6 protein-coding genes and 1 pseudogene are annotated in these 8,239 nt (G+C 64.4%); 4 read left to right on the forward strand and 3 right to left on the reverse strand.

Annotation, left to right across the window (positions count from 1 at the left end; genetic code table 11):
- Window position 1 precedes the first annotated feature (1 nt).
- The 3 genes from kdpB to kdpF are packed head-to-tail and all read right to left on the reverse strand — an operon-like array spanning window position 2 to window position 3,909.
- Window positions 2-2,149, reverse strand: a complete 2,148-nt coding sequence (kdpB, locus tag VE759_RS03725; RefSeq protein ID WP_324928358.1) for a potassium-transporting ATPase subunit KdpB — start codon at window positions 2,147-2,149, stop codon at window positions 2-4.
- Window positions 2,150-3,820 carry a potassium-transporting ATPase subunit KdpA gene (gene kdpA, locus VE759_RS03730; protein ID WP_324928360.1) on the reverse strand — a complete coding sequence of 557 codons (1,671 nt, stop codon included), beginning with the start codon at window positions 3,818-3,820 and terminating at the stop codon, window positions 2,150-2,152.
- Window positions 3,820-3,909 (reverse strand): K(+)-transporting ATPase subunit F, encoded by a 90-nt coding sequence (gene kdpF / locus VE759_RS03735; protein ID WP_324928362.1) that lies wholly within the window; start codon window positions 3,907-3,909, stop codon window positions 3,820-3,822. Before kdpF ends, kdpA (VE759_RS03730) begins: the two co-directional genes overlap by 1 nt.
- A gap of 394 nt (window positions 3,910-4,303) precedes the next feature.
- Between kdpF and kdpA (VE759_RS03740) the strand changes: the two genes are divergently transcribed.
- The 4 genes and pseudogenes from kdpA (VE759_RS03740) to VE759_RS03755 all read left to right on the forward strand — a co-directional run.
- Complete coding sequence (gene kdpA, locus VE759_RS03740; RefSeq protein WP_324928368.1) at window positions 4,304-5,977, forward strand: potassium-transporting ATPase subunit KdpA; 1,674 nt, start codon at window positions 4,304-4,306, stop codon at window positions 5,975-5,977.
- Between the two features lie 177 nt (window positions 5,978-6,154).
- Window positions 6,155-7,009, forward strand: coding sequence for a LysA protein (locus VE759_RS03745; protein WP_324928364.1), 855 nt, complete (start codon window positions 6,155-6,157; stop codon window positions 7,007-7,009).
- A gap of 150 nt (window positions 7,010-7,159) precedes the next feature.
- Window positions 7,160-7,846, forward strand: coding sequence for a hypothetical protein (locus VE759_RS03750; protein WP_324928366.1), 687 nt, complete (start codon window positions 7,160-7,162; stop codon window positions 7,844-7,846).
- A gap of 171 nt (window positions 7,847-8,017) precedes the next feature.
- Window positions 8,018-8,239 (forward strand): annotated as a pseudogene (locus VE759_RS03755) (hypothetical protein); the annotation flags it as partial.

Here is an 8,239-nt window from a genome sequence, read left to right on the forward strand (position 1 = left end):
GTCACATCCCCGGTAGGAATTGGATGACGAGGTCGATGAGCTTGATCCCGATGAACGGCGCGATGATGCCGCCGAGGCCGTAGACATAGAGGTTGCGTGACAACAGCTTCGACGCGCTGCTCGGCGTGTAACGAACACCACGCAGTGCCAACGGGATCAGCATGACGATGATGATCGCGTTGAAGATCACCGCCGACAGGATCGCCGACTGCGGGCTGTGCAGCCGCATCAGGTTCAGCACATCCAGGCCGGGGAACATTGCGACGAACATCGCCGGAATGATCGCGAAATACTTCGCGATGTCGTTGGCGATGGAGAACGTCGTCAATGCGCCGCGCGTGATCAGCAACTGCTTGCCGATCTCGACGATCTCGATCAACTTCGTGGGGTCCGAGTCGAGATCGACCATGTTTCCGGCCTCTTTGGCCGCCGACGTGCCGGTGTTCATCGCCACGCCGACGTCGGCCTGAGCGAGCGCGGGTGCGTCGTTTGTGCCGTCGCCGGTCATCGCGACGAGCTTGCCGCCCTCCTGCTCGCGCTTGATCAACGCCAGCTTGTCTTCGGGGGTGGCCTCGGCGAGGAAGTCGTCGACGCCTGCCTCGTCGGCGATGGCCTTGGCGGTCAACGGGTTATCGCCGGTGATCATCACCGTTCGAATGCCCATGCGGCGCATTGCATCGAACCGTTCCCGCATGCCTTGCTTGACGACGTCCTTGAGGTGGATGACCCCGAGCACCGACGCCTTGCTGTCGATGACCTCGCCGACCACCAGCGGGGTGCCGCCGGCCGCGGAGATCCCGTCGACGATGTCGCCGAGCTCGCCCGGAACCGTTCCGCCGTGGGTGCGGACCCATTCGGCAACGGAGTTGGCCGCGCCCTTGCGCAGCAGGTGGCCGTTTCCGAGGTTGACGCCCGACATGCGGGTGGCCGCGGTGAACTCCACCCATTGCGCATGCGACAGTTCACCGGGCGTGCGGGCCCGAAGCCCATACTGCTGCTTTGCGAAGACGACGACCGAACGGCCCTCGGGTGTTTCGTCGGCCAGGCTGGACAACTGCGCGGCGTCAGCAAGCGCGTCCGGTGTGACGCCACCCACCGGAATAAACCCCGACGCCTGCCGATTGCCGAGTGTGATGGTGCCGGTCTTGTCCAGCAGCAACGTGTTCACGTCGCCGGCGGCCTCGACGGCGCGGCCCGACATCGCGAGCACGTTGCGCTGCACGAGCCGGTCCATGCCCGCGATGCCGATGGCCGAAAGCAGCGCGCCGATCGTGGTCGGAATCAGGCAGACCAGCAGCGCGACCATGACAATCCCGGTCACGCCATTGCTGGTGAGCGCCAACGTGTCTGGAACGCCCGGGTTGTTAGACTTCGAGTAGATCGCCAGCGGCTGCAGCGTTGCGACCGCGAACACGAAGATAATCGTCAGGGCAGCAAGCAGGATGTTCAGCGCGATCTCGTTCGGCGTCTTCTGCCGGTTAGCCCCCTCGACGAGTGCGATCATCCGGTCGATGAAGCTTTCTCCCGGCTTCTGGGTGATCTCCACGATGATCCGGTCCGACAACACCGTGGTGCCACCGGTCACCGCTGAGCGGTCGCCGCCGGACTCCCTGATCACCGGGGCCGACTCGCCGGTGATGGCCGATTCGTCGACCGACGCAATGCCTTCCACCACGTCGCCGTCACCGGGAATCACCTGACCGGCCTCGACCACGACGATGTCGCCCTGCTTGAGCAGTGGCGCGGCGATCTCTTCCTCTTTGCCAGGGGTCTGCGGACTCCATCCGGTGAGACGACGGGCCATGGTGTCGGCCTTGGTCTTGCGGAGCGTCTCCGCCTGAGCCTTGCCGCGGCCCTCGGCGACCGCCTCGGCCAGGTTGGCGAAGATCGCGGTCAGCCACAACCACACCACGGTCAGCCAGCCGAACCAGGAGGGGCTGATGACCGCCAGCACCGTCGACCAGAGTGCGCCGATCTCGACGATGAACATCACCGGATTGCGCCACAGCGTGCGCGGATCGAGCTTCCGCAGCGCACCGGGCGTTGACTTCCACAACATCTTCGGGTCGAGCAGACCGCCCTGGACCCGTTTGGGCGCGTTCGCGTTCTCCGGCGGCGTCACCGTCGAATCGATGGTGTCAGTGGACATTTAGTGAATCCCTTCGGCAAGGGGCCCGAGGGCAAGCATGGGCAGGAAGGTGAGGGCGACCAGGATGAGCGTCACGCCGGCCACCATTCCGACGAACTGCGGTCGATGTGTGGGCAGGGTTCCGATTGACTGCGGCGTCGTGCCTTGCTTGGCAAGCGAACCGGCCAACGCGAGAACCAGCACCATCGGCAGGAATCGGCCGAATACCATCGCGAGACCGAGTGCCGCGTTGTACCAGACGGTGTTCACGCTGATGCCGGCGAAAGCCGAGCCGTTGTTGTTTGCCGCCGAGGTGAACGCGTACAAGACTTCGGACAGCCCGTGCGGGCCAGTGTTGAGCATTCCGGCACGTTCACCGGGCAGCGCCATCGCGATCGCCGCACCGGTGAGAGCGATCAACGGCGTGATGAGGAAATAGGCCGAGGCGAGCTTGATCTCGCGAGGGTTGATCTTCTTGCCGAGGTATTCGGGTGTGCGACCGACCATCAGACCTGCGATGAATACCGTGATCACCGCGAGGATGAGCATCCCGTACAGGCCGGAACCGGTGCCGCCGGGCGCGACTTCGCCGAGCTGCATATTGAATAGCGTGATCAACCCGCCCAGGCTGGTGTAGGAGTCGTGGAACGAGTCGACTGCACCGGTCGAGGTCAGCGTTGTCGCATCGGCGAACACCGCGGAGTTCGCGACGCCGAACCGCTGCTCGACACCCTCCATCGCCGCACCGACCGCGGTCGGCACCGTGCCGTGGTGCTGCAACTGGAACCAGCTCATGAAACTGACGCTGATGAGCGCCAACGTCGCCATGACCGCCGCGATCGCAAAACCCTGTTTCTTGCTGCCGACCATGCGCCCGAACGTGCGGGGCAGCGAGAAGCTGATCACCAGCAGCAGGAAGATCTCCAGCCAGTTCGTCCACGTGGTGGGGTTCTCGAACGGGTGCGCGGAGTTCGCGTTGTAGAAGCCGCCGCCGTTGGTGCCGATCTCCTTGATGGCTTCCTGGCTGGCGACGGGCCCGCCGGTGATGGTCTGCGGCGCTCCGGCCAGAGTGTTGGCGACCTGGTCGTGCAGGTGGAAGTTCTGGATCGCGCCGCCGGCAATCAGCAGGATCGCGGCGACCACGGAGATCGGCAGCAGGATGCGGATCGTGCCGCGGACCAGATCCACCCAGAAGTTGCCGAGCTGGCCGGTGTGCCTGCGGGCGAAACCACGCACCAGGGCGATCGCGACGGCGATGCCCACCGCGGCCGACACGAAGTTCTGCACCGCCAGGCCGGCCATCTGCACCAGATGGCCCTGCGTCGACTCACCCGAATAGGCCTGCCAGTTGGTATTCGTGACGAAGCTGACCGCGGTGTTCCAGGCCAGGGCGGGTGTCATCGGCGTCGCGGGATCATGCAAATGCAGCGGCAGTTTGCTCTGAACCAGCTGGAATATGAGCAGGAACAGGATGCTGATCGCGGAGAACGCCAGCATGCTGCGCGCGTACGCGCCCCACGTCTGTTCCGACTTGGGGTCGGCACCGATCGCGCGGTAGATCCACCGCTCCGCACGAGAATGCTTGTCGGAGCTGTAGACCCGGTACATGTAGTCGCCGAACGGAACGTGCACGACGGCCAGCGCGACGACGAGCACTGTGAGGAAAACAACGCCCGCTGCTGTAGTAGTCACTAGAACCTCTCCGGAAACAGCAGGGCCGCGAAGAGGAACAGCGCCAAAAGGACGGCCAGCGCAAGTCCAACGATGTTTTCGTAGCTCACAGGCCCTCGACCAACTTCACCACCAGGCCGAGCAGGGCGAAGATCGCCACCGTCAGCACGATATACACCAAGACACCCACTTCGTCTCCATTCGACGGGTCCGCTGTGCCCCCTATGAAGGACTAAACCGAAACCAACAAAAAACTAGGCCCGGCGACGCGCGGCGAATCGGTCGTTGATGGTTTCTTTACGGTCACGGCGGCCACCTTTACGGCGTTTGTGCGCCTGCACCGGGCGACGGCTGGTGACCTGGAGGTTGTTTGTCAAGGTTACGTTAACGGCCCGCGGCTTCACGTAGGAATCACGTAGGGATTACGCAACCAGAAGTTGCATTCGCTTTGGGCGTCCTAGCGTTGGCTCAGCGTGTCCCGCCGAGCCGAGGGGAGTCGTTTCCATCGACCATTCATCGCAGTGGACGACGGCAGCCTGGCTGCAGGTTCTCGCCGTCGTGGTGCTCGTCCTGGTCCTGCATGTACCACTGGGCAACTACATGGCCCGGGTGTACACCGACACCGCGCACTGGCGGGTCGAGAGTCTGATGTACCGACTCATCGGCGCGCAGCCCGATGATCGGCAGCGGTGGACGAAATACGCCACCGCGCTCCTGGCGTTCTCGGCGATCGGCGTGCTGCTTCTGTACGTGATTTTGCTGGTCCAGACGCTGTTGCCGGAGCCTTGGGGCCACAAGGGCATGACGCCGGCGCTGGCCTTCAACACCGCGATCTCCTTTGTCACCAACACCAGTTGGCAGAACTATCCCGGAGAGTCGACGCTCGGACACGTCGGGTTGGCCGTCGGTCTCGGGGTCCAGGCATTCGCGAGCGCCGCGGTCGGAATGTGTGTCGCCGTTGCGTTGATCCGGGGGCTGATTGCACGTCAGATCTCAACACTGGGCAACTTCTGGGTCGACTTGATACGCAGCGTGGTGCGGATATTGATTCCGCTCTCGGTGATCGTCGCGGTCATCCTCTTGGCGTTCGGGGTTATCTCGAATTTCAATGGTGCACAGACTGTTTCGGCCGTCGCTGGTGGTCAACAGACGATCCTCGGCGGTCCGGTGGCGCCGTGGGAGTCCATCAAGCTCATGTCCGGCGACGGCGGCGGGGCATTCAACGTCAACAGCGCCCATCCGTTCGAAAACCCGACGCCATTCACCAACGTCGTGGAAATTGTTGCAATGCTGTTGATTCCGGTCGCGTTCATCCGCACCTTCGGTGTTTTGGTCGGCGACAGAAAGCAGGGTTGGGCGTTGTTCGCCGCGGCCGCGGTGCTGTTCGTGATCGGGATTGTCGCCATTGTCGTCGCGACCTCGGTGGCGCACGGTACGGTCGTCCACGCCATCGGAGCTCCCGCCGAGGGTACCGAGACTCGGTTCGGGGTGCCCGGCAGCGCCCTATTCGGCCAGGTCGCTACCGCAAGCGCGGACGGTGCGGCCAACTCGTCGTACGACAGTTTCGTCGGCGCCGGGGGTGCGGTGCTGATGTTGAACATGATGCTGGGCGAAGTGGCGCCAGGCGGTGCCGGCAGCGGACTTTACGGCCTGGTGATGATGGCGCTGCTGGCGGTTTTCCTCGGCGGCCTGATGGTCGGCACGACGCCGGAGTACCTCCAGAAACGGCTGCAGGCGCGCCACATGAAGCTGGTCAGCCTTTACATCCTGGCCCTGCCGGCCGCGGTCCTGATCGGGACGGCCGTGGCGATGGCGCTGCCCGCTCAACGGGCTGCCATGCTCAACCCCGGGCCGCACGGGCTCTCCGAGGTGCTGTACGCGTTCACCAGTTCGGCGGCCAACAACGGCAGCGCGTTCGCCGGATTCAGCGGCAACACGACGTGGTACAACGTGGCGTTGGCGCTGGCGATGGTGGTAGGGCGATTTCTCCCGATCATCGCCGCGCTGGCGATCGCGGGTACGTTCGCGGTTCAACGACAAGGCGTGGTGACCGCGGGAACGCTGCGAACTTACAAGCCGACGTTCGTGGCCCTGATCGCCGGTGCCACGTTGCTCATAGTGGGGCTGGAGTACCTGCCCGCGATGGCTCTGGGCCCAGTCGCCGACGCCGTGCGGTGACGTAAGAGGTTCGTTAAGGAACTGAGCCCGGCCGTCAAGGGAGCGCTAGGGCGCTGGCCAACCTCGTTGCGCGCGCGTAACTCTGGATCGGTTGGTCCCCGACGCGAGGTCGGGGCTCGGCACACGAAAAAGGTGTTGAGTGAGTTGTCCGCAATTTTTCTCTCGGTGCTTGCCGGTATGAAACCGCGGTTTGACGCCGCGCTACGGCGCTATGACACGGGGATCACTCGCCGGGCAGCGATTCAGGGCTCGGGCGGTGCCATCGATCCGTTGATCCGACCCGGCGCAAGACCACGGCATCCGGTTTCGCAGTACACGTTGCGACGCTATGACTTGTTGCGCAAGTCCTTTCCGATGACCGAGCTTGCCTTACCGGCGAGGACGTTGCGGGACCATCGGCTGGCGAGATGGGCCCGGCAACAGCGTGCGGCGATCGACGTGCATACCAGCGAAGAACTCGCTATCGCGATCGCGAACGGGATAACCCCATCCCGGATGGTGGTGCACGCCGACGTGTTGTGCGATGCCGAGCTTCGACGTGCGGTCAACCTCGGCGTTGGCCGTGTGATCGTGGGCTCCATCGCACAGATCGAATTCGTTGCCGCGTGCGTCGATCGGCGGACTCAGGGTCTGCTGGTTCGGATGACCGACCCGAGCGCCCCGGACGCTCCCGCCTCCTTCGGTTTCCCGTTCGCGACCCGCGACGCCGATCAGGCGGTAGGGGTGGTTCTCGACCATCGCCACCTCGAGCTGCATGGGCTGCACGTCAAGGTGGGGATGGATGAGCATGCGTCGATCAGCTGTCCCGCCGCGATCGGCAACATGGTCGGCGAGATGGCGCATCTGCGCTGTCGGCACGGGCTGGTGCTGACGCGGCTCGGCCTCGATTGCGGCGACTGGGGCATGGAATTGCGCCAGCTTCTGGTCGGCATCGACGAAGCCGTCGATGATGGGTGCGAGGTAATGCGGTATCCCCGGCCCAGGGTGCTGGTGTCGACCGGTTCAATCGTCGCAAGGCCCGCGGCGGCGTAACCGGGGCCGGTCGTAAACATCGCGTCAAGGTTCGGGTCTGGACCGTCAAGGAAGCGCTAGGCGACGCGTCGGCACGCATTGGCCCGCGTAGTCATCGATGTATAAGCCGTATAAGCCGCGGCAACGACGGCCCGTCCGAAAGCCGGTTCGATGACTCTGTTCGATTTGGTCCGCACCGTCCCCGACACGGACGGCCCGCTGCACCTGTGCTCGTTGTACCGCAAGGCGTTCAAGCAGGCCGAACTGACGTACCCGGCGAAATATTTGACGGTTCCCGGCGCGCCGCAGTGGGTCAGGGGTCACCGGCTGACCGTCGGGGTGGGATCGGACGAGGATCTTGCGCTGGCCGTGTCGGCCGGTGTTCGGCCGGCGCAAATGGTCGTGCACTGCGACGGGGTCGGCGAGCGAACAATCCGGCATGCCGTGGCATTGCGGGCCGGACAGCTGGTCGTGGGTGTCCCAGAGACAGTTGCGACCGTGGCGGCGTATGTCGAATGGCCCCAACTCGTTCTGGCCGACATGACAACAGATCGCGGTGAAGACACCGTTACCGCCATCGCCACCTACAAACCGCTCACCTTGATAGGTCTGCGAGGTCGCCTCGACCCGGCGGCCATCGACGCGCTGGTTGGGCAGATGGCGCAGATCCGTCGCGACGACGGGGTGATCCTGACCCGGCTGAGCCTGGCCGCGGTCGCCGACGCGACCGAGCTCAACGTGGTGGGCGACGCGACCGAGCTCAAGGAGGTCGCCGCCGAGATCGATGATGGCCTCGACGAGTCCAGCGCCAGGTGGCGTTTCCCGCGCCCTGCCCTGGTGATATCGCCCCTCGACTAACTCGGCCTGCGGATTTGCGGCACCGCCGACCATGTCGCGTTGACGTGGGAAAATGGTCCCGGGTCACACTAGCCGCGAAGAGTAGTCAATGCCACAGTGTTGGCGCTCGCATGCCGTGCGAGGTTCGTTCCATGATGTTCGGGTATTAGGTAGATGCGCTAGCGAGGAGCCATGACCGACACCCTGGTGACACCGCCCGCCGAAACCGAACCGCGGATCCGGCTGAAGCACCACCTGCTGGAGCTCGACGACGGCCACGAGGTGGGCGTATCGGTCGGTGGCCGCGGCGTGCCGCTGGTGTTCATGCACGGCCTGGCGCTGAGCCGGCGGGCGTATCTGCGCATGTTGAGCCGGATCGCCGGACTGGGCTTTCTGGTGATCGCGCTCGACGCC

Origin of the sequence: Mycobacterium sp., from assembly GCF_035640695.1 — a bacterium.
GTDB lineage: Bacteria > Actinomycetota > Actinomycetes > Mycobacteriales > Mycobacteriaceae > Mycobacterium.

Excerpts from the sequence above, each read along its gene's own strand:
- VE759_RS03750 (WP_324928366.1), top strand. The coding sequence starts at position 7,160 with ATGACTCTGTTCGATTTGGTCCGCACCGTCCCCGACACGGACGGCCCG.
- kdpB (WP_324928358.1), bottom strand. The coding sequence starts at position 2,149 with ATGTCCACTGACACCATCGATTCGACGGTGACGCCGCCGGAGAACGCG.
- VE759_RS03745 (WP_324928364.1), top strand. The coding sequence starts at position 6,155 with ATGAAACCGCGGTTTGACGCCGCGCTACGGCGCTATGACACGGGGATC.